Source organism: Muricoccus vinaceus (genome assembly GCF_042433125.1).
GTDB lineage: Bacteria > Pseudomonadota > Alphaproteobacteria > Acetobacterales > Acetobacteraceae > Roseomonas > Roseomonas vinacea.
In genome coordinates this window covers 17,245-39,487 of sequence record NZ_JBHLVZ010000036.1, presented here as the reverse complement: position 1 = coordinate 39,487, position 22,243 = coordinate 17,245, and the positions used below count along the sequence as shown (strand labels likewise).

Sequence of the window (22,243 nt, the reverse complement as noted above, 5' to 3'; positions counted from 1 at the left end):
TGACGGCGATGGGCCCTTGGACCCAGTGGCAGTGGGACCGGGGGCTGCGGGCAGCCCCCGGTCGGTCTAGGCGCAAGCGGCAGAACCGCCTTCCATCAGCGGAAGAGGCTCAGCAGCGAGGACGGCGCCTGGTTGGCGGTGCTCAGCGAGGTGGTGCCCAGCTGCTGACGGATCGTCAGCGACTGCATCCGCGCCGATTCCTTGGCCAGGTCCGCGTCGATCAGCGCGCCGAGGCCGGACTCGAGCGCCTCCATCTTCCCCTTGTTGAAGGAGATCTGGTTGCTGATCGCCTTGCTGTCGTTACCGTACTTGTTCAGAGCGTCGTTGGTGTTCTTCTCGACGTTCTTGAAGTTGCCCGTCGCGGCGTCCGCCGTAAGCGCCGTCTTCCAGGCAGCGGCCTTGGCAGCATCGTTCGCGGCGCCGGTGTTGACGGTGGTGACGTCGGTGATGTTGAACGCGCCCGCAGTCTGACCGGAAATGTCGTAGGTGTTGCCGGTCTCGCTGCGGATCACCTTGAAGCCGGCGCCGGCGGTTCCGCCGGTGGCGACACCGTCCGCCATGTCGGAGGTCCCGAGCAGCGACAGGCCGTTGTACGTGGAGTCGTTGACATAGCTGCCCACCTGCTGGCGCAGTTGGGTGTACTGGGACTCGTAGTTCGAGCGCTCCTCGCCCACGACCTTGTCGTCAGCGAGCTTGGTCATGACGCCCTTCATCGACGTGAGGGTCGTCGAGATGTTCTTCAGACCCTCCATCGTCGTATCGAGCAGGCCGGTGGCACCGCCGAGCTGCTCGTTGGCGCTGGTGATGCCGGCGATGTCGCCGCGGACCTTCTGGGCGACGGCGAAGGCGGCGCCGTCATCCTTGGCGTCCGAGACGCGATAACCGGTGGAGATGCGCTTCTGCGTGACGTCCATCATGTCGTTGGTCTTGTTCAACGACTGAAGGGCCACCATCGCGCCGGCGTTGGTGATGACAGAGTTGAGGGCCATAGTGCGGATCCTTTTTACCGTGGATCGCCAGCTTTTCTGGCGATGCGGCGGGCGCTCCCGGCTTTGTTGGGGAGCAGCCCGACCAACGGACGGTCACCGCACGGATCATCCGCCGTACCACCCTTTTCCGCCCTCTTCTCGGGCGGCATGCAGCGGAGGTAGGAGCCTATTACTAACGGTATGTTTACGGTTTAGGCATTTCTCAACCACTGCCTTGTCACGGGCTGCGGGAACAAGGCTGCACCTTCGCGCGGCATTAAATAGCAACAGGTTAACAGAATGGTCGGAAATGGGCTGTTCCTTGCTCTGGGGCAGCAGACGGAAGTGTTGACGTGGACGACCTCATCTCGGAGTTCCTGACGGAAACCAACGAGGCCTTGGCCGAGCTGGATACGGCGCTCGTCGAGCTGGAACGCGCTTCGGACGATGCGGAGATCCTGGCCCGGATCTTTCGCCTGGTGCACACGGTGAAGGGCACCTGCGGGTTCCTGGGGCTCCCGCGGCTGGAGACGGTGGCTCATGCCGCCGAATCCCTGCTGGGCCTTTACCGCGACGGCGAGCGGCAGGTCACGCCGGAAGGCGTCACCGCCGTGCTGGGCGCCATCGACACGATCCGCCTGATCCTGACCGGCCTCGCCGAAGCGGGCGAGGAGCCCAGAGGCGACGACTCGCCGTTGCTGGCGCGGCTTGAGACGCTGGTGCATGGGAACGGCGAGGCCGCCCCCGGCGCCAGCGCCTCCGTCGAAGCCGAGCAGCCCGAGGCCTTCGGTGCGGACGAAACCGGGCACGAGCCCGCGGTGGCGCCATTCACCCCCCTCGCGCGCACGCTGCCGGAGGAGGCGCCTGGGCCGCAGGCCGCCGCTCCCGGCGCGTCTGAGGCCGGCCTGCCGGTGCAGGCGATCCGCGTATCCCTGCCGGTGCTGGACGAGTTGATGACGCTGGCGTCGGAGCTGGTGCTCGTGCGCAACCAGCTTCTCCAGGTGGCCCGCAGCCAGGGCAGCACGCCGTTCTCCGCCCCGCTGCAGCGCCTCTCGCGGATCACGACCGACATGCAGGAAGGGGTGATGAAGACCCGGATGCAGCCGGTCTCCGCCGCCTGGTCGAAGCTGCCGCGCCTGGTCCGAGACCTCGGGCAGGAACTCAACAAGAAGATCGACCTGGTGATGACGGGAGGGGAGACGGAGCTGGACCGCCAGGTTCTGGAGCTGATCCGCGACCCGCTGACCCACATGGTCCGCAACTCGGCCGACCACGGCCTCGAATCCTCCGACCAGCGGCTGCGCGCCGGCAAGCCGGAAACGGGCCGCATCCTGCTCTCCGCCCGCCAGGAAGGCGGGCGCATCGTCATCCAGATTGCGGACGACGGCCGCGGCCTGGACCTTGCCCGCGTGCGCGAGCGTGCGGTGGAGCGCGGTCTGGCCACGGAGGCTGCGGTCGCCGCCATGGAGGACGCGGATGTGGCCCGCTTCGTCTTCCGCCCGGGCTTCTCGACCGCCGAGAAGGTGACCTCGGTGTCCGGCCGCGGCGTGGGCATGGACGTGGTGCGCAGCAACATCGAGCGCATCGGCGGAAACGTGGACCTTCAGACCACCGCGGGCCGCGGCACGGTGCTGACCATCCGCATTCCCCTGACCCTCGCCATCATCTCCGGGCTTGTGGTGGAGTCCTTCGGTGAGCGGTTCGCGGTTCCCCAGTCCGCCGTGGTCGAGCTTGTGCGCGTCGGCAGCAACACGCAGGTGGAATGGCTGGACTCCGCCCCGGTGCTGCGCCTGCGCGGCCAGTTGCTGCCGCTGGTGCAGCTCGGTCCCCTGCTCGGCCTCGCACCCTATCTGGAGGGCGGCGCCCCGGTTGAGGGCTTCATTGCCGTGCTTCAGGCCGACACGGCCCGCTTCGGCCTCCTGGTGAACGGCATCTTCGACACCGAGGAGATCGTGGTCAAACCGGTCGCGCCCATCCTTCGCGACCTTCAGGCCTTTTCCGGCAACACCATCCTGGGCGACGGCGGGGTCATCATGATCATCGATCCCGCCGGCATCGCGCGCATCGCCGGGATCGGCAGCAACCGGGTTGCTCAGGCCCATGGCGAGGCCGCGGCGAAGGAGGACGGGGGCGCCCAGCTCCTCCTGTTCCGGGCCGGAGGCAGCCCCACGCCCAAGGCGGTGCCGCTCGGCCTCGTCGCGCGGCTGGAGGCTCTGCCCGCCGCGAGCATCGAGATGGCGGGGGGCCGGCCGGTCGTGCAGTATCGTGACCGCCTGATGCCGCTCATACCGCTCGGTGCCTGGGCGCAGCCCACCGGGGACGCGCATCAGCAGCTCCTGGTCTTCCAGGACGGCGAGCGGATGCTCGGCCTGATGGTGGACGAGATCCTCGACGTGATCGAGACGCGGGTCGCGCTGCGTCCCTCGGCCGAGCATGCCGGCTTCCTCGGCAGTGCCATCGTCAACGGCCGGGCGACCGACGTCCTCGACTGCGCCTACTGGCTGCGTCACGGTGACCCCGCCTGGTTCGGCAAGACCGAGCAGATGATCCCGCGCCTGCTGGTGGTGGAGGACAGCGGGTTCTTCCGCCAGATCGTCGTGCCCGCGCTCTCGACGGCCGGCTACGAGGTCACGGCCTGCGTCGATGCGGCCGCCGCGCTGCGGCTCCGCGACAGCGGAGCGATGTTCGATGCCATTCTTTCCGACATCGAGATGCCGGGCATGGATGGCTTCGGGCTGGTGGCCGAGATCCGCCGCGAGGGGGCCTGGTCGGCACTGCCGGTGGTGGCGCTGAGCAGCCGCGCGAGCCCGAAGGACGTGATGCGGGGCCGCGTCGCCGGCTTCACCGATCACGTCGCGAAGTTCGACCGCGACCGCGTGCTGGCCGCGCTTACCCGAGCCCTGTCCAACATGAGTGAAGCCGCATGAACGCCCAGCTGCTGGAAATGCCTTCGCGCCACGCGGCGGTGGATGACTCCCGCCTGCTGCTCACGATCCAGATCGGTGGCCGGCTCTGCGGCATTCCCGTCCCCTGCGTGCGCGACGTGCTGCGCGCCGAGGCGATCACCCGGGTGCCCCTGGCGCCGGCGGGGGTGGCGGGGGTGCTGAACCTGCGTGGCCGCATCGTGACCGCGGTGGAGCTGCGCAGCCGCCTCGGACTTCCCCCGGCGGAAAAGGGCGCCCCGCGGATGAGCATCATCGTCGAGCACGACGCCGAGCTGTACAGCCTGGTGGTGGACGGCGTGCGCGAGGTGATCAGCATCTCCTCCGAGCGGCGCGAGGAGGCGCCGGCCACCCTGGCCGAAACCTGGCGCGCCCACACGACGGCGGTCTACCAGCTCGACGGCGATCTTCTGATCGAGCTCGACCCCGCTCGCCTCCTGGCCTTCGGGCGGGGTGCCGAGGGGAGCATGTCTTGAACCAAGCTCTGGGATCCACCATCCGGAGCGTCAGCCCAGGGGCGGACCAGGAACGCCTGCGTGTTCTGATATGTGATGACAGCGCCGTCGTTCGCGCCGCGACGACCCGCATCCTGGAGGCGGATCCGGACCTGCACGTCGTGGCCCGTGCACGCAACGGGGAGGAAGCCGTCTCCGCGGTGCGGCGCGGCGGGATCGACGTGGCTGTTCTCGATCTCGAGATGCCCGTGATGGATGGGCTGACCGCCCTGCCCCTGATGATGCACTGCGATCCGCGCCTGCGCGTCATCGTCGCCTCCACCCTGACGACGCGTGGAGCCTCCGCGGCCATGGAAGCGCTCCGCCGGGGCGCGGCCGACTGCATCCCCAAGCCCGGCTCCGGCGAGGAGAAATCCTTCGCGCAGGAGCTGATCGCACGCGTGAAGGGCCATGGCGCCCTGCGCCGGCGCGCGCCCGCCCGAAGCCCTGCCGGTCCCGCCGCGCCGGTCGCCCCGCCAGCCCCGCTCCTCGCGGCGCGGCCCCGCCATGCGCCCGCACAGGCCGGCATCCTCGCCATCGGTTCCTCGACCGGCGGCCCGCAGGCCCTGGCCGAGATCTTCCGCGCCTTCCGGAGCCGGCCAAGCATTCCCGTGGTGCTGACGCAGCACATGCCGGCGACCTTTATCCCCATGCTGGCCGAACATCTCAATCGCGTTGGCGCCGCGCGCGTCGTGGTCGCCGAGGCCGGAACCGTGCTCCAGGCGGGTTGCGCCTATCTGGCACCGGGCGGGCAGCACCTGCTGATCTCCGCCGGCAAGCCGCCGGTGCTGCAGCTTTCCGATGGCCCGGAGGAGCATTTCTGCCGTCCCGCGGTGGATCCCATGTTCCGCAGCCTGGTGGCGGCCTACGGGGAGCGCTGCGTCGCGGCGGTGCTGACCGGCATGGGCCATGATGGAGGAGCCGGTGCCGCCGCCGTCGCGGCCGCGGGCGGGCACGTGCTGGTGCAGGACGCGCAGAGCAGCGTGGTCTGGGGCATGCCCGGCGCCGTGGTGGAACGCCGCGCCGCCCATGAGGTGCTGCCGCTCCCCGAGCTGGCCCGCAGGCTGGCACAGCTGGCGGGTGCCGCATGATCGATCCCGGGCATCGCCAGATCGCCAGGGCCGTTCAGGAGGTGTCGGGCCTCGTCCTGGGGCCAGACCATGGCTACCTCCTCGCAAGCCGGCTCGGGCCCGTGCTGTGCCAGAACGGGCTGGCAGACCTGACGGCGCTCGCGCAGCGCCTGGCCCTGCCGGGCGCGGCCTCCCTCGCCCGGCAGGTCGCCGAGGCCCTGACCACGAACGAGACGAGTTTCTTCCGCGATCGCCTGCCCTTTGACCACCTCGCCACCTCGGTCTTGCCGAAAATCGCCACCGAGCGTCCGCGCGGCACGCCCATCCGGGTCTGGTCCGCAGCCTGTTCAACCGGGCAGGAGGCCTATTCCGTGGCGATGCTGGCACGGGAGATCCAGGCATCTCTCGGTGGCCGGCGCGTGACGATCCTTGGCACCGATATCTGCAGCAAGGTGGTGAGCCGGGCCCGGGAGGGGCTTTTCAGCAAGTTCGAGGTACACCGCGGGCTCTCGCACGAGCGCCTGGAGCGCTGGTTCACGCCGGAGGGACCGGACTGGCGCGTGCGACCCGAACTGCGGGAGGATTGCAGCTTCGAGGTGGGCAACCTCATCGGCCAGGTTCCGGCCACCGCTGCCTTCGACGTGATCCTGCTGCGGAACATCCTCATCTATCTGGACAAGCCGACAAAGGAGCAGGTCGTGGAGACCTGCCTGCGGCGTCTGGCGCCCGGTGGCGTGCTGTACCTGGGCGCGTCGGAGACGCTGCTGGGCCTGTCCGCCCGTCTGGTGCCGCTTCCGGACTACCGCGGGGCCTACGGCCATGCCGGCAGCATGCGGGGCATGGTGGCATGAGCGGCGAGACGGTTCGGGCAGGCGACCTGGCCGGTCGCGCGGCGGCGGCGGCGGCGGCGTTGCGCGTCATGCCGGATGGCCGGATCCAGGGCCGTGTCGCGACCGCCGGCGCGCTTTCCGTCGAGATCACGGGGTTGCAGAGCTTCCTGTCCTGCGGCTCACGGGTGGAGGTCATGGGCGCGGGCGGCCCGGTTCCCGCCGAGATCGTCGCCCTGTCCCCGGACCGGGCCCGCGCCATGCCCTTCGGCCCGCTGGACGGGGTGCGCCTCGGCGCCACGGTCCTCTTTCGGGGCGATGCCGTGCTCCGCCCCGGTGCGGGCTGGCTGGGGCGCGTGGTGGACCCGCTGGGCCGGCCGATGGACGGGCTTGGCCCCCTCCCTCCCGGCCCGGTCGCCCACGCGGTTCGCCGCCCGCCGCCGGAGGCCGGCCTGCGTGCCCGGCTCGGCCCGCGCCTGCACCTTGGCGTCCGGGCGCTGGACGCCTTCTGCACCATGCGCCGCGGACAGCGCCTCGGCCTTTTCGCCGCCTCGGGCGTCGGCAAGTCGACCCTCCTGTCCATGCTCGCACGCGGTGCCGAATGCGACGCCATCGTGCTCTGCCTCGTCGGGGAGCGCGGGCGGGAGCTGCGGGAGTTCCTGGAGGACGACCTGGGACCCGAAGGGCTGGCGCGCAGCGTCGTGGTTTGCGCGACCTCCGACGCACCGCCGCTGATGCGGCGCGAGGCCGCCTATGCCGCCATGACCGTGGCCGAGGCGCTCGCCGCCGAGGGCCGGCAGGTGCTGCTGATGATGGACAGCCTGACCCGCTTCGCGCTGGCCTGCCGCGAGATCGGCCTCGCGGCCGGCGAGCCGCCGGCGACGCGGGGCTACACGCCCGGCGTCTTCGCGGAGCTGCCGCGGCTGCTGGAGCGCGCGGGACCCGGCGCCGAGCAGAATGGCGGCGGCGCCATCACCGGCCTGTTCACCGTGCTGGTGGAGGGCGACGACCATGACGAGCCCGTGGCCGATGCCGTCCGCGGAATCCTGGACGGGCACGTCGTGCTCGACCGCCGGATCGGCGAGCGCGGCCGCTGGCCGGCCATCGACATCCTCCGGAGCCTTTCGCGCACCGTGCCCGGCTGCCTCGAGCCGCACGAGCGCACATTGATGACGCGCGCCCGTGCCGTCCTCTCGCTGCAGGGCGACATGGCGGAGCTGGTGCGGCTTGGCGCCTACAAGGCCGGCACGGACCCGGCAGTGGACGAGGCGCTTCGCCTCGGCCCGCGCATCGAGGCCTTTCTCCACCAGCGCAAGGACGAGCCGATGCTGACGGTGGATGGCGCCTTCTCGGCCCTGGCCAGCACGATGGAGCAGCCCCCTGCCCCGACATGATCCCCTTGCCGTTCTGCAGCGCCTTCGTGGGCTGGAGGCCCTGGAGGCGCAGCGCGCCATGACCGCGCGGCGGGCCAGCGCGGCCGAAGCGGCCCGGCAGGCCGAAGCCGCGGCGGCCGTCATCCCGCGCGAAGTCACCGGCGCCACCCTGCGGGCACCGGAGCCGATGCTGAGCCTGCACGCGACATCCGACCTGGTCGCCTGGCTGCCGCGCGGCGAATCCATGCGCCAGCGCACCGCCACCGAGGCGCGGCTGGCCGAGAGCGCGGCCGAGACGGCCCGCGAGGCGCTGGCCGCCGCCCGCGCCGCCGAGCGGGCCGTGGAGCTTCTGCGCGAGAACCAGGCGGCGGAGATGGCGCGCAAGGCGGCCCGCCGCAGCCAGGCTGCGCTGGACGAGATGGGCGCCCGTCAGGCGACGCGCTGAGGGCCGCGCGCTTGCGGCCGAGGGCCGTGGGCCCGCCGCGCTAGGCGGGGGACCGCCGCGCCCGCATGCGCCAGACGAGCGCAATCAGTTCCGCGACCGCCTTGAAGTGTTCGGGCGGGATCTGCGCATCGTCGTCAAGCTTGTACAGGGCGCGGGCCAGCGGCGGGTTCGGGATCAGCGGCACGCCATGCTCCTCGGCGAGGCGCCGGATGCGCGCAGCCATCGCATCCACGCCGCGCGCCACCACGCGGGGCGCGGCATCCACCCCGCGCTCATAGGCGAGCGCCACCGCGTAATGCGTGGGGTTCGTGACCACCACGGTGGCGGTCGGCACGGCGTCCAGCATGCGCCTGCGGCTGCGGCTTCGCATCTTGGCCTTGCGGACCGCGCGGAAATGCGGGTCTCCCTCGCTCTCCTTCATTTCGTCCTTCACCTCCTGAAGGCTCATGCGCAGGCGGCGGTTGAACCGCAGGCGCACCCACAGGAAGTCGGCGGCGGCCAGAACCGCGAGGGCGACCAGCGCCGCGATCACCAGCCGCCCGAGAAGCTCGCACAGCACGCCCACCATCATCTCCGCGGGCTCGGACAGCACGTCCCGCAGAACCGGCACCAGCCCGCTGGTGGCCCACCAGAGCGCGGCGCCGGTGGCCACGAGCTTGACGATCGCGCGCGCCAGCTCCTGCAGGCCGTGCGGGCCGAACAGGCGCTTGGCGCCCGCAAGAGGGCTCAGCTTGGAAGGCTTGGGCACCAGGGCCTTGGCGGAAACCAGCAGGCGCGTCTGAAACAGCGTCGCCGCCACGCCACCCAGGGCCGCGGCACCGGCCACGCCGAGGCTGACCGGCAGGGCGGTCCTCAGCAGCGCCACGAGCGCACCCTCCGGCGTGGAGGCATGGCTGAGCGCGAGCAGCGCGCGTGCGTCGTTCAGAAGGTCGCGGCCGAGCTGTGGCCCGAGGATGCCGAGCGCGACGGCGCCGCCGGCGAAGCTTGCCAGCTGGACGGTCTCGCGCGACAGCGGGACGTCGCCGCGCTCCCGCGCCTGGTCCAGCCGGCGCTGCGAGGCTTCGTGTTGCCGGTCCTCGGCGTCGCCCTGCTCCTCGGACACGGGTCAGTTCAGCCCCGGCAGCCGCGCGAAGCTCTCGCCCGCCGCATCCGTCCAGTGGGTCAGGATGACGGGCAGCAGGACCGCCAGCAGGAGCAAGCCCACCAGGGTCTGCGCCGGGGCCGCGAGGATGAAGATCTGCACCTGCGGCGCCACGCGCGAGAGCAGGCCGCTGCCCACCTGCAGGAGCACCGCCAGCAGCACCATCGGCGCCGCGAGCCGCATCGCCAGCGCGAAGCTTTCGGCCGTGGCGGCGACCACCGACTCCACCACCATTCCCGCCGGCAGGGCCCCGCCGGGCGGCAGCACCGTGTAGCTTTCGGCCAGCGCGCGGAGCGGCAGCGTGTAGAGGCCCGTGCTCAGGGTCAGCGCCGCCGCGGCGAGGCCCAGCAGGCGGCCGGTGGCAAGCGCCTGGGAGCCCTGCATCGCGTCCTGGGTCAGCACGCTCGCGAGGCCGATCAGGAACCCGATCGCCTGGCCCGCGATCACCAGGGCAAAGCTCACCAGCCGCGCCAGCCAACCGAGCCAGAGCCCGATGGCGACCTCCAGGGCGACGAGCAAGGCGAGGGCGGCGGCAGAAGACGGCTCGGCCGGAAGCTGCGGCGCCAGCGGAGGCAGCAACAGGGCCACCACGGCGATCGAAAGGCCGAGCCGCACGCGCACCGGCACATCCGTTTCGCCGAGGCCCGGCAGAACCATGCCGCAGGCGCCGATGCGGGCTATCAGCAGCGCCGCCTGGAAGGCCAGGAGAGGGAGGCGGTCCAGCCAGACCGCATCCATCAGCGGAGCCCGCCGACGCTGACCATCTGCGCGAAGATGTCCTCCGTGAAGGTGCGCAGGACACTCATGGCCATCGGGCCGCCGAACATCAGTGCCAGACCGAGCACCACCATCTTGGGCACGAAGGCCAGGGCAGCCTCCTGCACCTGGGTCAGCGCCTGCAGGATCGCGACCACGACGCCAACGGCGAGCAGGAGCCCCAGCAAGGGGCCGCCCACCATGAGGCAGGCCCAGATGGCCTGCTGCCCGGCCACGGCCAGGACTTCGGTTTCCGTCATGCCAGGCCGCCTCCTGCGGCTTTCATCCCGGGCGTCTTGCCCGTGATCCGGATGCCCCTAGATCGGCATCCTCATGATGTCCTGATAGGCGGACACCACGCGGTCGCGCAGCGCGACGGTTGTCTGAAGGGCCAGTTCGGCGCGTGACACGGCCAGCACCACGTCGGTCACGCCCGCCTGCCCGGTCATCGCCTGCACGCTCGTGGTGTCGGCGTTGCGGGCCGCATCCACCGCGCCCTCCATGGCGCGTTCAAGCATGGCGCCGAAGCCGTCGGTGGAATTGACGGCCGCTGCGGTGCCGCCCGGCTGGCCCTGCGCCGCGGCGCGGTAGGCGTTGAGCGCCGCATTGGCGCCGGTCAGGGCGGCGGTCATGCGCGCAGGGAGTCGATCGCGCGCTGCAGCATGCCGCGCGTGGTTTCCAGCACAGAAAGGTTCGCGCTGTAGCTGCGCTGCGCCTCCCGCATGTCCATCACCTCGATCAGGCTGTCGACGTTCGGGGTGCGCACATACCCGCGTTCGTCGGCGGCGGGGTGGTTCGGCTCGTAATGGGCGGGAAATTCGCCGGGCGCGGTGCCGACGCGGCCGGGCCGCAGCGATTCCGCGCCGGTGGCACGGTCCACGTGGCGCTCAAAGGTGACGGTCTTGCGGCGGTAAGGATCGGCGCCCGGCGCCGTGCCGGTGGAGTCCTGATTCGCCAGGTTTTCGGCCACAACCCGCAGGCGGGAGGATTGCGCCGTCATTCCTGAGGCCGAGATCGTCAATGCGCGGTCGAGATCCATGCTGCCGTCTCCCTTTAGCCGCGCCCGAGCGCGGTGCGGAACATGCCAACCCAGCTCCGGTGAAGGTTGAGCGCCAGCGCATGCGCCTGGTCGGTCTCGGCCACCTTCAGGGCCTGCACGTCCAGCGCCACGCCGTTTCCGTCCGGGCTCCGCTCGGCGTTGCGGCGCTCTCGCACCGCACCGTCGCTTCCGGCGCTGGCCAGGTGCTTCGGGTCGGTGCGCATGACACCCGCCGCCGCGCCGGCGCGCTGAAGCTGCCGCTCGAAGGGCGGCAGGTCGCTCGGCTGGAAGCCCGGCGTGTTGGCATTGGCGATGTTCTTCGCCAGCACCTGCTGCCGCTGCTCCAGCCACTGCAATCTTTGCCCGGCCAAGGCCTGCGGATCGGGTCGGTTCACGCTCATTCCCGACACTTCGGGCCGAGTTGCAACCATCATGTTAACCGAACCGTGATCCACCGCAGGGCTCAGCGCAGGCTGCGAAGCTGCTCCGAAAGCTTGTCACCCATGGCAACCTCTCTCCGCAGCCTGTCCAGGTCGGGCACGCCCTGTCGTGGCGCCTCGGCCACCAGGGCGGCGAAGGCTTCGGCCATGGAGCCGCGGGCCATGCGGGGGCCGTAGGAGGCACGGAGTTCCGCCACGCGGGGCTCGTCCCCGGCCAGCGCGCTGAAGGCGGCCAGCCTCAGAAGAAGCTGGCGCTGCGGCTCGTCCAGCGGGGCAGGTGCCGCGGGCAGCACGCCGCCGGCATGCTGCGCCAGGGCCTGTGCTGCGCCGGCCCAGTCCTGGCGAGAGGCCAGCAGCTCCGCCAGGGGCGCCGCACCGGTGGCTCCGAGGCGGCGCAGGACCTCCTCGGCGCGTCCCACATCGCCCGCCAGCACCAGGGCCCGTGCTTCCACCAGTTCCCGCCGCGCGGGCCGTGCCGCGCCCGACGGAGCGGTGGCCTGGAGGATGTCCAGCGCGGTCCGCCCCTGGCCGCCGGCCACCAGCAGCTCGGCCTGGCGCAGCCGCAGGGCGGCGGGCGCCTCGCTCCGCTCCGCGGCGCGCTGCAACAGCGCGGCGCCCTGGGCATGCAGGTCCAGCTCGGCCAGGCGGTTCGCCACGCGCAGGGCGGCGGCATCCAGCGCCGGCCCGGCCGGCAGGCTGCTCATGCCCTCGGTGAGACGCCGCGCCGCCTCCAGCGGCGGAAGGTGGGGATCGGTCACGCGCCCGAAGACCGCAGCTTGGCGAACCGGCGCGATCTGCGGCGCTGCCTCGGGAAAGATGCTCTCGGTTTCATCCAGCAGATCGACGGCCAGTTCCGCACGGCCGGCCTGTTGGTAGAGGGTCGCCGCACGCAGGCGGCGGTCGAGTTCGCGGGCGTCGCCGCGCCATGCGGTGATGCCTGCGGCCAGCGCCGCCGCCGTGGTCGCCGCATCGGCGCCACCGCCTGCGAGGCGCAGCTCCGCGGCGCGCCCGAGCGCCCGGGCGCGCATGTCGCTGTCCCGGGCCTGCGACAGGGCATCGTAGTCCGAGAGCGCGGCCTCCGTGTCGCCGCGTGCCTCCGCCAGCCGGGCGCGGGCATAGGCCATCGCGGGCAAGGCCGCATCCTCGGCGGGGGCGGCATCCAGGAGGGACGCGGCCGCATCCGGCGCTCCGTTTGCCGCAAGGGCGCGCGCCGCCATCGGAAGCAGCCGTTGCCGCACTGCCGCCGGATAGCTGCGCAGCATCGGGGCCGTGGCCGCCAGCTCGGCGATGGATTCGACGGGCTCGCGGTCGAGCCCGGTGTCGGCCAGGGAGGCGAGGGCGCGCCAAAGGCGCGTCTCCTCCAGGGCAGGCAGGCGAGGATCGGTCAGCGGCGGCTTCGCTTCGTCCCGGCGGCCCGCCACGAGGGCGCTGGCGCCGGCAACCATCAGGGCCCGCGGAAGGCCAGCCAGGCGTGGATCCTCCGAGACGGCCATCTGGGCCAGGCCCTGTGCCTCCGCAGCCAGTCCGAGCGCGAGCATGTCCTGCGCGAGGTTGATGCGGAGTTCGCCCCGTGCCTGCGGCTCGGCCATGATCAGCTTGCCCAGGGTGGCGCGCCGCCGCTGGTCCAGCGCCTGCAGGGGCTCGTTCGGCAGGTCCATCAGGCGCTGGGCCACCGACGGCGTGGGGAGCGGCGCAATCGCCAGCGGCCCGCTATGGGCCAGAGGCACTGCGAACCCACCGCGCGTCGGGCGCAGCGTCACCGCGTCGGACCGCACGGCGAGCGCAACACCCAGTTCGGTCGGCAATACGTCGAACGGCTCGAAGGGGCGGGGAGCCGGGCTGCCGGCCCCCGGCCCGGAAACCAGGCCGACGAGCAGCAGCCCCTCCCCGGCCGGATCAGGGATCGCGACAACACGCCCTGCGCCCTCCGCCGGAAGCAGCAGGCGCGGCGCCGCACCGCCGGGGCCCGCCTGCCCCGCCTCATAGGAAGGCGTGATGGCGGCAAGTGGTGCGCCGGGCCCCGAGCCCGCCGGCCACAAGGCCCAGGCATCCCCCGTAACGCGCAGCTTGGGCAGCCCCCGCGCGGGCACACGCTGGCGCAGCACCGTACTGCCGGGAACCTCCAGAACCTCAAAGGAGCCGAAGGCTTCGGAGAGCTGGCGAAGTGTCTCGGGCCTCATCCTTTGCGGATCGTCGAACACCAGGATGAGCGAGTCGGCGCGCACCAGCGCCGCAACATGCGAATCCGCCGCGAAGGGCAGCACAAAGGGTCCCGACTGCGCCGCCGTTGGACGTCCGCGCGGCGGATCTGCAGCCTGGGACGGGGCTGGAATGGGGGTGGAGGGCAACGGCACGGGGGAAACAGCGGCCGGGGACGGCTCGGGAAGCGGAGCCGGCACTGCGACCGCCGGTCGGGGCTCCACCGGCGCAGGCTGCTCCGTCCGCCCGGCGACCTCGCGCCGTGCGGGAGTCTCCCCTCGCGCGGCTATGGGTGGGGGGGCCACGGGAACCGCGACGCCAGCCTCCTGTGGGGCGGCTCCGGGTGCCGCAGGGGAGGCCGCCACCGATGCCGCCGCAGGGGACGATGCTGCGGCAGGCGGCTGGAGGCCCTCCGCTGGCCGTGCCGCACCCAGCGCGGCGATGGCGGCCAGCACGGACTCCTCCCGCCGTGCCAGGGCAGGCGCCCCTGACCCGGGGGCTGCCTGCCCGGAGGCTGCCTGTCCGGAGGCCGCCTGTCCGGGGGCCGCCTGTCCGGGGCCCCGTTCGGGGACCGGCGGGGCGGACGGACCGCGCGCGACCGGCGCCGGCCTTCCCGGGCGGCGCGGGGCGGAAAAGCCCTGCGGCCCCGCGATCTCGACCACCACCTGCGAGCCCTGAAGGAAGTGGCGCAGCTGCGCACCGTCCTGCAGGTGCAGCCGCAATCCACCCCGCACCTCCTCCACGCGGACAACATTCGGCGGCGGCCGTGCGATCACCGCATCGAGCGCAAGCGTGCCCAACGCGCCGAAGCGGAGGTCCACCACGGTGCCATCCTGCAGGAGGCTGTAGCCCGGCGCGTCCGGCCACTCGAACACCAGCCGGCCGATGCCGGCCTGCCCACCCGCCCGCACCGCCACGGAGGACGGCTCGGCGGCGCGCAGCGGATCCGCTGGCAGCACGCCGCCAGCCAGAAGCAGCAAAGGCAGGAGCAGAATGGCACGGGGCCGGAACATGGGCAGGTCTGACCTAGTCGAACAAGGCGTCGATGGCGGACTGGGAGATGGCGTTGCCCGGCAGTTGCGGGCCGTTCAGCAGCATCGCGGGTGCTGTCGGCTCCGGGACCGACGCGGCCACCACCGGCGCGAAGCTGGCCTTTGCCTTGCCGATCCGCGCCTCGATCAGCTGCAGCGCCGAAACCACCTTGGCGATCCGCTGCCCGGTGATGTCCTGGAAAGCGCAGGCCTCGTAGATCCGGGTGGTCGCGGCCACCAGCGCTTCCGAGCCGTCCGGGGTCGCCGCCTGGAGGGTTTCGAGCTGCTCGCAGGCATCCAGGATGTCGTGCGTCGCCTGGGCGGTGTGGTTCACGATCTCAGCCAGCTCGTCGGTTGCCGAGGGAATGAGATCCTCGTCCAGCCCCTCCGCGCGGAGCGCCACCACCTCTGCCCTCGCGGTCGAGACGATGCGCCCCAGGCTGTCCAGCTCCTGAAGGAGCGAAGCGGCCGTTGCCGTCAGGTCCCCGCGCAGATGCGCGATGGAGACGCTGGAGTTATCAGGCATGCGCCATCACCTTCTCGATCTTCTCGCGCAGCGTTTCGGCGTTGAACGGCTTGACGATGTAGTTGGACACCCCGGCCTGCTTCGCGGCCACGACGTTCTCCGTCTTGCTCTCGGCCGTAACCATGATGAAGGGAAGGTGCTTCAGGCGCGCGTCGGCGCGCACTTCCTTGAGCAGGTCCAGGCCGGTCATCGGCACCATGTTCCAGTCGCTGATCACCAGGCCGAAGTTTCCGCTGCGGAGCTTCGCGAGCGCCTCATGGCCGTCGGCGGCCTCGTCGGCGTCATGGAAGTCGATCTGCTTGAGCAGGTTGCGGATGATGCGGGTCATCGTCTTGTAGTCATCGACGACGAGAACCTTGATGCTGCGGTCGAGGGTCATGGGATCGGGCCTGCTTCGTTGGGGCTGCGGTGACGTATTCAGAGTGCCGGCCGGCTGGCCCGCATGCGCGCGAGCTCCGCCGTCAGTGCCCGCACCCGCTCCGGCTCCATGGAGCTGAAGACGGTAGCGGCCTTCTGTTCACGCATGCGGTTCACGATCTGCGCCAGCATCGGCAGATCGAGTTCGTTGAAGACCACCGCCGCCTCTCGCGGGCGCATGGCTTCGTAAAGGCGCGCGAGATTGGCCCAGTGCGCCTCCTCGCGGGACTTGGCGGCGCGCTCGTTCGCGTCGATCCGCGCCTGCAGTTCCACCAGCGAGTCGATCCGCGCCTGGAGACGCTTCTCGGTTGCGGCCAGCACGGCCTCGCGGGTCGCAACCGACTGTTCGCGTTCGTCCAGCTGCTGGCGACGGCCGCGCAGCGCCAGGGCAAGAGCCTCGTCGGCCTGGCTTGCGGCCGCCGGCGCGTTTCCAGCGGCGGCCGGGAGCGGCGGCGGCGCGGCCGGAGCTGGTTGAGCGCCGTTCGGGGGAGTGGCCTGCGTTCGGCGCGGCGGCGGCGGATCCATGGTGCCCGAGGCTTGCGCCGCGCGGACCGGAACCACGGCGGGATTGCGGACCGGTGCCTCCGCCACAGCCTGGCGGCTGGCCGCCTGCGCGGCGCCCGGCCACTCGCCGATCAGCCATGCCCCCTTGAGGGCAAGGAGAACCCCACATCCCGTCATAAGGCAACGGAGCGCGAAAACGGCCTTCATGGCGCACGCTTCCGGATCAGCGCCTGAAGCAGGTCCTGCTCGGCACGCGGACGCAGCGCGTCGGCCGGCTCCGGTGCGGGCGGAGCGGCGGCGGGCATGGGGTTGAGGGTCCCGGACTGCGCGGGAGGCGCGCCACGGACGGCACGGATCACGTTGTCGAGCCGGTCCGCCAGTCCTTCGGCGCGCTCCGTCAGGAAGCGCAGGTCGTCGCTCAGCGTCTTGGCGGCAACGGTCTGCCCGCCGATGCTCCGCCCGATGCTGTCCGCGGCGGCCCGCAGGCGCAGGATGGCGCCGTCGGCCTCCCGCGTGGCTTCGGCGAAGGCCTTCATGCTGCTCGCCATGGCCTCGCGGTCCTGGCGCAGGGCGCTCAGGGCGCGCTCCAGCCGAAGTGCCATGGGAAGCGCGACCAGAAGGCCCAGCACCAGCGCCGCCTGGATCGCCCATTCCAGCAGGCCCATCAGACGGCCTCCATCGCCGACACGTCCGGCTCCTGGGCATGGCGCCCAAAGCCGCGCTCGATGCGCACGGCCAGGCGGCCCTTGCGCCCGCCCACCTTGCCCTCGAACAGAGCGGTGTCGCCGCAACGCAGCCGGACCGGTGCGCCGGGGCCCACGCCCAGGGTGATGCGGTCGCCCACCCGCAGCGAGAGCACATCCGCGAGGTCCATCGTCTGCTCGTCCAGCACCACGTCCAGAGCCACCTCGGTCTGGCGCAGTTCCTCGGCCAGGTGGGTTTCCCAGATGGAGTCGCGGCCGAACTTCTCGCCCATGAACTGCTGCAGCAGCAGCTCGCGCACGGGCTCCAGCGTGGAGTAGGGCAGGAGCAGCTGGATCTGACCGCCGCGGCTTTCCATGTCGATGCGCATGCGCGTCAGCACGGCGGCGTTGCTGGCACGGCTGATCGCCGCGAAACGTGGGTTCACCTCCAGGCGGTCGAAGCTGAAATGCACCTCGGCCAGCGGGCTGAAAGCCTCGGTGAGGTCTTGCAGCACCACGGCGCAGAGGCGTTCGATCAGCCCACGCTCGATGGTGGTGTAGGGTCGTCCCTCGACCCGCATGGGCGAGGTGCCGCGGCGGCCACCGAGCAGCACGTCCACAACCGAGTAGATCAGGGCGGAATCCACGACAACCAGACCGAAATTGTCCCATTCCTCGGCCTTGAAGACGACCAGCATGGCCGGAAGGGGAATGGAGTTCAGGTAGTCGCCGAAGCGGAGGCTGTTGATGCTCTCGATCGAGACCTCGACATTGTCCTGCGTGAAGTTGCGCAGGCTGGTCGACATGATGCGAACGAGACGGTCGAAAACGATCTCGAGCATCGGCAGGCGCTCGTAGGAGACGAGCCCCCGCGCGATCACCCTTTCCATGCCGGAGGAGGTGTTGTCCTCCCCGCCGTCCCCGGCATCGAAGCCGAGCAGGCTGTCGATCTCCGCCTGGCTCAACACCCGGGTCGGCTCAGGCGCGGGCGCGGCGACGGCGGGCGCCACGGCGTCGGCCAGCGCCTCGCCCCAGCCATCCTCCTCGGCGGGTGCGGCAGGGCCGCCCATGCCCTCATCCCCGCCCTTGCCGGCCTCTGCCAGGGCCTCGCCCCACCCCTCCAGGTCCTCCGCGGGGGCCTTGGGCGCTGCCCCGGCCGGGGCCTCCTGCACGCCGCCGGCCGCTGCCTCGGCCAGGGCGTCGCCCCAGCCCTCATCCGCCTCGGGCGCGGCCTCGCCGACGGTTGCGGGCGCGTCGCTCATTGCATGACCAGTTCGACGAACAGCACGTCGGAGATCCGGGCGGGCGCGACGGCCAGATTGGCCCGGGTCACAATCTCCTCGCGCAGGCGCTGCGTGCCGGCGCTGCCCCGCAGCTCTTCCGGCCGGGTCTCGCGCAGGTAGCCTCCGAACAGATCCAGCAGCCTCGGCATGGCCGCCTGCACGATCTTGCCCTGGGCCTCGTCGGCCACTTCAAGCCGGGCCCGCACCTTGATGAAGGTCTGGCGCCGGGCAGTGCTGTTGAGGTTGGCGATGATGTCCGGGATCTCGATGAACACCGGCGGCTTCGCGGCGGCCTTTGCCACGGCGTCCGCCGCCTCGTGCGTGTCGTGGTTGCCGCCGAAGCCCGGCAGCAGCCCGGCGTACCAGGCCCCAGCCCCGCCGCCGGCAAGCAGCAGCACGAGCACAGCCGCGATCAGCGGCAGCTTGCCTCGCTTCTTGGTCCCCGCTTCAGTCTGGGCTGCTTTGCCCTGCGCGCCGCCACTCATGGCGCCCACTCCATCCTGGAATGTGAGCGGCTCTAGAAGGTAGCTGTTAACGGATTCTTTACCGGTGCTCCGCGGATCGGCGGGCATCAGCGGCGGATAAACGGCGCCTTAACGACCGCGCACTTCCTCAACGTTCTGTCAACAATTGCCTCCTACGCACCACGACATGGCCCGAGGAACGGTCCGGACGGTTTCGCCCCGCCGGCTTCCTCTTCGCGGGCTGCCGCCGGAAGGCGGGGTGGTGAGGAGCGGTGCAACGATGGATCTGCCGGGCTATGTCGTGCTCTCGCGCCTCGTCGCGCAGCGGCGGGCCACCGATGTGCTGGCCACCAACATGGCCAATGCGGACACTCCAGCCTTCAAGGCGAGCCAGACCATCTTCGCCACCCAGATGGCCGGCCAGGACGGCATGGGCATCGTCGGCGGCAAGCCCCTCGCCTACAGCCAGGACCGCGCCACCTGGCGCGACTTTTCCCCGGGAGCCCTGCAGCGCACCGGGAACCCGCTGGATGTCGCGCTGAGCAACGAAGGCTTCTTTGCCGTCCAGACCCCTAATGGGGAACGCTACACGCGGGCGGGCCGCTTTGCCCTGTCACCGGAGAACGGCGTTGTTGATTCCGACGGCAACCCGGTGCTCACGGATGCCGGCCCCCTGGTCCTGCCGCCCAACAGCACGCGCATCGAGATCACGGGCGATGGCACCGTGAGCACCGAGGCCGGCCCGGCCGGGCGGCTGAAGGTCGTGAACTTCGAGCGCACGCAGGACCTCCAGGCCGAGGGCTCGCGCCTTTATGCCGCCCCGCCGGAGGCGCGGCCCGAGCCCGTGCAGCGCCCGGCCGTGGTGCAGGGCTCCGTGGAGGGCAGCAACGTCAAGCCCGTGCTGGAAATGGTGCGGCTGACGGCGGAGATGCGCGAGTTCCAGTTCGCCGCCCAGTTCATCGAGAAGGATGGCGAGCGGCTTCAGACCGCCGTTGATCGCATCCTGAAGCGCCGCTGATACCCCTCCCCTTCCCGATCAGCCCCTTGTTCCCACAGCCTCATCCGGAGACCCAGGACCATGCGTAGCCTTCACGTCGCCGGAACCGGCATGCTCGCGCAGCAGACCAACGTCGAGGTCATCTCAAACAACATCGCGAACATGAGCACGACCGGCTACAAGCGCCGCCGCGCCGAGTTCCAGGACCTCATCTACCAGAACCTCCGCCGCGGCGGTTCCCAGAGCTCCGAGCAGGGCACCATCCTGCCTTCGGGGGCGCAGGTGGGCCTCGGCGTGAAGACCGGCGCCATCTACCGCATCTCCGAGCAGGGCAACCTTTCCCAGACGGAGAACCGCTTCGACCTCGCGATCCGCGGCAACGGCTACTTCCCCGTCCAGCTTCCCTCGGGCGAGACGGCCTATACCCGCGCCGGCACCTTCGCCCTCTCGCCCGAGGGCGTGATCGTCACCGCGGACGGCTTCCCGGTGAGCGGCGGCATCACGGTGCCATCCACCGCGCGCGACGTGACCATCAACGCGGCCGGCGAGGTCCTGGCCAAGATCGATGGCCAGGTGGCGCCGCAGAACGTCGGCCAGGTCCAGCTTGCCATCTTCGCGAACGAAGGGGGCCTGGAAGCGGTCGGCGATAACATGTTCCTCGCCACTCCGGGCTCCGGCGCGGCACAGCAGGGCGCGCCGGGCGCACCGGGCTTCGGCCAGGTCCTGCAGGGCTTCGTGGAGACGTCCAACGTCAACGTCGTCCAGGAGATCACCAACCTCATCACGGCGCAGCGCGCCTACGAGATGAACAGCAAGGTGATCACGACAAGCGACGAGATGCTCTCGACCCTGACCAGGCTGAGGTAACCGTGCTCCGGCCCCGCCACCTCATCGCCGCCCTGCTCGCGACAATCGCCCCGGCCGCGGCCCAGGACTTCGTCACCGCGCGGCCGCACGCGGTGATCGAGGGCGGCCTGGTGACGCTGGGCGACCTGTTCGAGAATGCCGGGCCACGGGCGATCCAGCCGCTGGGCCCCTCCCCCGCACCGGGACGCCGCTTCGTCGTGGAGGCACCGCAGCTCGCGCTCATCGCGCGCGACAACCTGCTCTCCTGGGCACCTCTGGCGGGCGACGAACGGGTGATCGTGGAGCGCCCCGGCCGCCCGCTCTCGCGGGAAGAGCTGGACGAGGCCCTGCAGCGCGAGTTGGTCGGCCTGGGCGCCGATCCGGGACTGGATGTCGATCTCTTCGGCTATCAGCCGCCCTTCGTACCCTCCACCGGCCCGGCCCCGCGCCTCTCCTTTGAAGCGCTGGAATACGACGCGGGCACGCGGCGTTTCTCCGGCACGCTCCTGGTGCTGGCCGACGGCATGGCCACCCTGCGGCAGCGGCTCTCCGGCCGGGTGATCGCGATGCGGGAGGTCGTGGTGGCCGCCCGCCCGCTGCGACCGGGCGAGTTGCTGACCGCGGGCGACCTGCGGGCCCAGCGCCTGCCCGCCGAACGGGTACGGCCGGGCATGGCGGACCGCATCGAGCGCGTTGTCGGGCAGCGCCTGGGCCGGGCGGTGCAGACCGGCCAGTCCCTCCCGCTCGCGGATCTCACTTCCCCGCCGACCCTGCTGCGGAACATGCCCGTGCAGCTGCAGTACTCCGCCCCGGGCCTGACCATCACGGCCCAGGGACGCGCGATGGAGGATGGTGCGCTCGGTGCCATCGTTCCGGTGATGAACCTTGCCACCGGCGGCACCGTGCTGGCCGAGGTTCTGTCGCCGGACCGGGTGCGCCCGCTCCGGCCTGTGGGCACCGGACGCGAGGGCACGCCCAACAGCCGCGGCGCCGGGCAGAGAGCCGGCCTGCAACCCTGAACCCCCATCCAGAACCGGAAAAACACTGGTCATGCGCCCCGCCCCCTTCCTGCTCCTTCTCCCGCTTCTCGGCCTTGCTGCCTGTGACAACGCCAGGCGGATCTCCGAGATCGGGCGCGCGCCCGAGATGGCGCCGATCGCCGATCCGACCCGCAGCCCGGAATACCGCCCGGTTTCCATGCCGATGCCCTTGGCGCAGGACATGCGGGACCAGACCAACAACAGTCTCTGGCGTCAGGGCAGCCGCACCTTCCTGCGCGACCAGCGCGCCGCCGCCATCGGCGACATCATCACCATCCTGGTTTCCATCAAGGACACGGCCGACCTCTCGAACAGCACGGACCGCAGCCGGGACAATTCCGAGAACCTCGGCATCCCCCGGGTTCTCGGCCTGGACGCCTCCTACGCACGCTTCCTCCCGAACGGAATCGATCCCACCAAGATGATCGAGGCCACTTCGGCCAACACATCAAAGGGCAACGGCCGAATCCAGCGGAACGAGGAGGTCAAGATGCGGGTCGCGGCGACCGTCACGCAGGTTCTGCCGAACGGGAACCTCGTCGTCGGCGGGCGGCAGCAGGTGCGGGTGAACCACGAGATGCGCGATCTCAACATCGCCGGCATCATCCGTCCGCAGGACATCGCCAGCGACAACACCGTCCAGCACGACCGGCTGGCGGAGGCACGGATCGCCTATGGCGGACGCGGCACGGTCAGCGACGTGCAGCAGCCGCGCTACGGCCAGCAGCTCCTCGACGCCATTCTGCCCTTCTGATCCA

24 protein-coding genes are annotated in these 22,243 nt (G+C 71.1%); 10 read left to right on the top strand and 14 right to left on the bottom strand.

The window, feature by feature from the left end:
* Window positions 1-95: 95 nt before the first annotated feature.
* The gene (locus ACFFIC_RS13955; RefSeq protein ID WP_377051302.1) at window positions 96-989 is read right to left on the bottom strand and encodes a flagellin; all 894 of its coding nucleotides are present in this window, start codon (window positions 987-989) and stop codon (window positions 96-98) included.
* Between the two features lie 332 nt (window positions 990-1,321).
* Between ACFFIC_RS13955 and ACFFIC_RS13950 the strand changes: the two genes are divergently transcribed.
* Genes ACFFIC_RS13950 through ACFFIC_RS13925 form a run of 6 tightly spaced genes read left to right on the top strand, consistent with a single transcriptional unit; the run spans window position 1,322 to window position 8,119 of the window.
* Window positions 1,322-3,895, top strand: a complete 2,574-nt coding sequence (locus ACFFIC_RS13950) for a hybrid sensor histidine kinase/response regulator (RefSeq protein ID WP_377051301.1) — start codon at window positions 1,322-1,324, stop codon at window positions 3,893-3,895.
* Window positions 3,892-4,386 (top strand): chemotaxis protein CheW, encoded by a 495-nt coding sequence (locus ACFFIC_RS13945; protein ID WP_377051299.1) that lies wholly within the window; start codon window positions 3,892-3,894, stop codon window positions 4,384-4,386. The genes ACFFIC_RS13950 and ACFFIC_RS13945 overlap by 4 nt, the downstream gene beginning before the upstream one ends.
* Entirely contained in the window at window positions 4,383-5,495 is a 1,113-nt protein-coding gene (gene cheB, locus ACFFIC_RS13940; protein ID WP_377051297.1) for a chemotaxis-specific protein-glutamate methyltransferase CheB, read from the top strand. Before ACFFIC_RS13945 ends, cheB begins: the two co-directional genes overlap by 4 nt.
* Window positions 5,492-6,325, top strand: coding sequence for a CheR family methyltransferase (locus tag ACFFIC_RS13935; RefSeq protein WP_377051295.1), 834 nt, complete (start codon window positions 5,492-5,494; stop codon window positions 6,323-6,325). The genes cheB and ACFFIC_RS13935 overlap by 4 nt, the downstream gene beginning before the upstream one ends.
* Window positions 6,322-7,695 (top strand): FliI/YscN family ATPase, encoded by a 1,374-nt coding sequence (locus tag ACFFIC_RS13930; protein WP_377051293.1) that lies wholly within the window; start codon window positions 6,322-6,324, stop codon window positions 7,693-7,695. Before ACFFIC_RS13935 ends, ACFFIC_RS13930 begins: the two co-directional genes overlap by 4 nt.
* 58 nt (window positions 7,696-7,753) lie before the next feature.
* Window positions 7,754-8,119 (top strand): flagellar FliJ family protein, encoded by a 366-nt coding sequence (locus tag ACFFIC_RS13925; RefSeq protein ID WP_377051289.1) that lies wholly within the window; start codon window positions 7,754-7,756, stop codon window positions 8,117-8,119.
* Window positions 8,120-8,159: 40 nt separating this feature from the next.
* Here the strand turns inward: ACFFIC_RS13925 and ACFFIC_RS13920 are convergent, their stop codons facing one another.
* The 13 genes from ACFFIC_RS13920 to ACFFIC_RS13860 form a co-directional block, all read right to left on the bottom strand.
* Window positions 8,160-9,221, bottom strand: coding sequence for an EscU/YscU/HrcU family type III secretion system export apparatus switch protein (locus ACFFIC_RS13920; protein WP_377051287.1), 1,062 nt, complete (start codon window positions 9,219-9,221; stop codon window positions 8,160-8,162).
* Window positions 9,222-9,224: 3 nt separating this feature from the next.
* Entirely contained in the window at window positions 9,225-9,998 is a 774-nt protein-coding gene (locus ACFFIC_RS13915; RefSeq protein ID WP_377051285.1) for a flagellar biosynthetic protein FliR, read from the bottom strand.
* Window positions 9,998-10,276 carry a flagellar biosynthetic protein FliQ gene (locus ACFFIC_RS13910; RefSeq protein ID WP_377051283.1) on the bottom strand — a complete coding sequence of 93 codons (279 nt, stop codon included), beginning with the start codon at window positions 10,274-10,276 and terminating at the stop codon, window positions 9,998-10,000. Before ACFFIC_RS13910 ends, ACFFIC_RS13915 begins: the two co-directional genes overlap by 1 nt.
* A 57-nt stretch (window positions 10,277-10,333) precedes the next feature.
* Complete coding sequence (locus tag ACFFIC_RS13905; RefSeq protein WP_377051281.1) at window positions 10,334-10,648, bottom strand: flagellar hook-basal body complex protein FliE; 315 nt, start codon at window positions 10,646-10,648, stop codon at window positions 10,334-10,336.
* Window positions 10,645-11,055, bottom strand: a complete 411-nt coding sequence (flgC, locus tag ACFFIC_RS13900; protein WP_377051279.1) for a flagellar basal body rod protein FlgC — start codon at window positions 11,053-11,055, stop codon at window positions 10,645-10,647. Before flgC ends, ACFFIC_RS13905 begins: the two co-directional genes overlap by 4 nt.
* Window positions 11,056-11,069: 14 nt before the next feature.
* Window positions 11,070-11,450: a flagellar basal body rod protein FlgB gene (locus ACFFIC_RS13895; RefSeq protein ID WP_377051277.1), complete on the bottom strand. Its 381-nt coding sequence runs from the start codon at window positions 11,448-11,450 to the stop codon at window positions 11,070-11,072.
* Window positions 11,451-11,518: 68 nt separating this feature from the next.
* The gene (locus ACFFIC_RS13890) at window positions 11,519-14,707 is read right to left on the bottom strand and encodes a hypothetical protein (RefSeq protein WP_377051275.1); all 3,189 of its coding nucleotides are present in this window, start codon (window positions 14,705-14,707) and stop codon (window positions 11,519-11,521) included.
* Between the two features lie 13 nt (window positions 14,708-14,720).
* Window positions 14,721-15,251, bottom strand: coding sequence for a hypothetical protein (locus ACFFIC_RS13885; protein WP_377051273.1), 531 nt, complete (start codon window positions 15,249-15,251; stop codon window positions 14,721-14,723).
* Window positions 15,244-15,630, bottom strand: a complete 387-nt coding sequence (locus tag ACFFIC_RS13880) for a chemotaxis response regulator CheY (RefSeq protein ID WP_377051271.1) — start codon at window positions 15,628-15,630, stop codon at window positions 15,244-15,246. The genes ACFFIC_RS13885 and ACFFIC_RS13880 overlap by 8 nt, the downstream gene beginning before the upstream one ends.
* 38 nt (window positions 15,631-15,668) lie before the next feature.
* Window positions 15,669-16,193 carry a MotE family protein gene (locus tag ACFFIC_RS13875; protein ID WP_377051269.1) on the bottom strand — a complete coding sequence of 175 codons (525 nt, stop codon included), beginning with the start codon at window positions 16,191-16,193 and terminating at the stop codon, window positions 15,669-15,671.
* Between the two features lie 182 nt (window positions 16,194-16,375).
* Window positions 16,376-16,837, bottom strand: a complete 462-nt coding sequence (locus ACFFIC_RS13870; RefSeq protein ID WP_377051267.1) for a DUF6468 domain-containing protein — start codon at window positions 16,835-16,837, stop codon at window positions 16,376-16,378.
* On the bottom strand, window positions 16,837-18,117 hold the full coding sequence (gene fliM / locus ACFFIC_RS13865) for a flagellar motor switch protein FliM (protein WP_456306934.1): 1,281 nt from the start codon (window positions 18,115-18,117) through the stop codon (window positions 16,837-16,839). Before fliM ends, ACFFIC_RS13870 begins: the two co-directional genes overlap by 1 nt.
* A complete protein-coding gene (locus ACFFIC_RS13860) occupies window positions 18,114-18,623 on the bottom strand; it encodes a flagellar basal body-associated FliL family protein (RefSeq protein WP_377051265.1) in 510 nt (169 codons plus the stop codon). The genes fliM and ACFFIC_RS13860 overlap by 4 nt, the downstream gene beginning before the upstream one ends.
* A 259-nt stretch (window positions 18,624-18,882) precedes the next feature.
* Here ACFFIC_RS13860 and flgF point away from each other — a divergent pair, with 259 nt between their 5' ends.
* From flgF to flgH, 4 genes are read left to right on the top strand one after another with little or no spacing between them, the layout of a single operon-like run.
* Window positions 18,883-19,620 (top strand): flagellar basal-body rod protein FlgF, encoded by a 738-nt coding sequence (gene flgF / locus ACFFIC_RS13855; RefSeq protein ID WP_377051263.1) that lies wholly within the window; start codon window positions 18,883-18,885, stop codon window positions 19,618-19,620.
* Between the two features lie 60 nt (window positions 19,621-19,680).
* Entirely contained in the window at window positions 19,681-20,466 is a 786-nt protein-coding gene (gene flgG, locus ACFFIC_RS13850) for a flagellar basal-body rod protein FlgG (RefSeq protein WP_377051261.1), read from the top strand.
* Between the two features lie 2 nt (window positions 20,467-20,468).
* Window positions 20,469-21,464, top strand: a complete 996-nt coding sequence (gene flgA, locus ACFFIC_RS13845) for a flagellar basal body P-ring formation chaperone FlgA (RefSeq protein ID WP_377051259.1) — start codon at window positions 20,469-20,471, stop codon at window positions 21,462-21,464.
* Window positions 21,465-21,495: 31 nt separating this feature from the next.
* A complete protein-coding gene (gene flgH, locus ACFFIC_RS13840) occupies window positions 21,496-22,239 on the top strand; it encodes a flagellar basal body L-ring protein FlgH (RefSeq protein WP_377051257.1) in 744 nt (247 codons plus the stop codon).
* The last annotated feature ends 4 nt before the right edge of the window (window positions 22,240-22,243 follow it).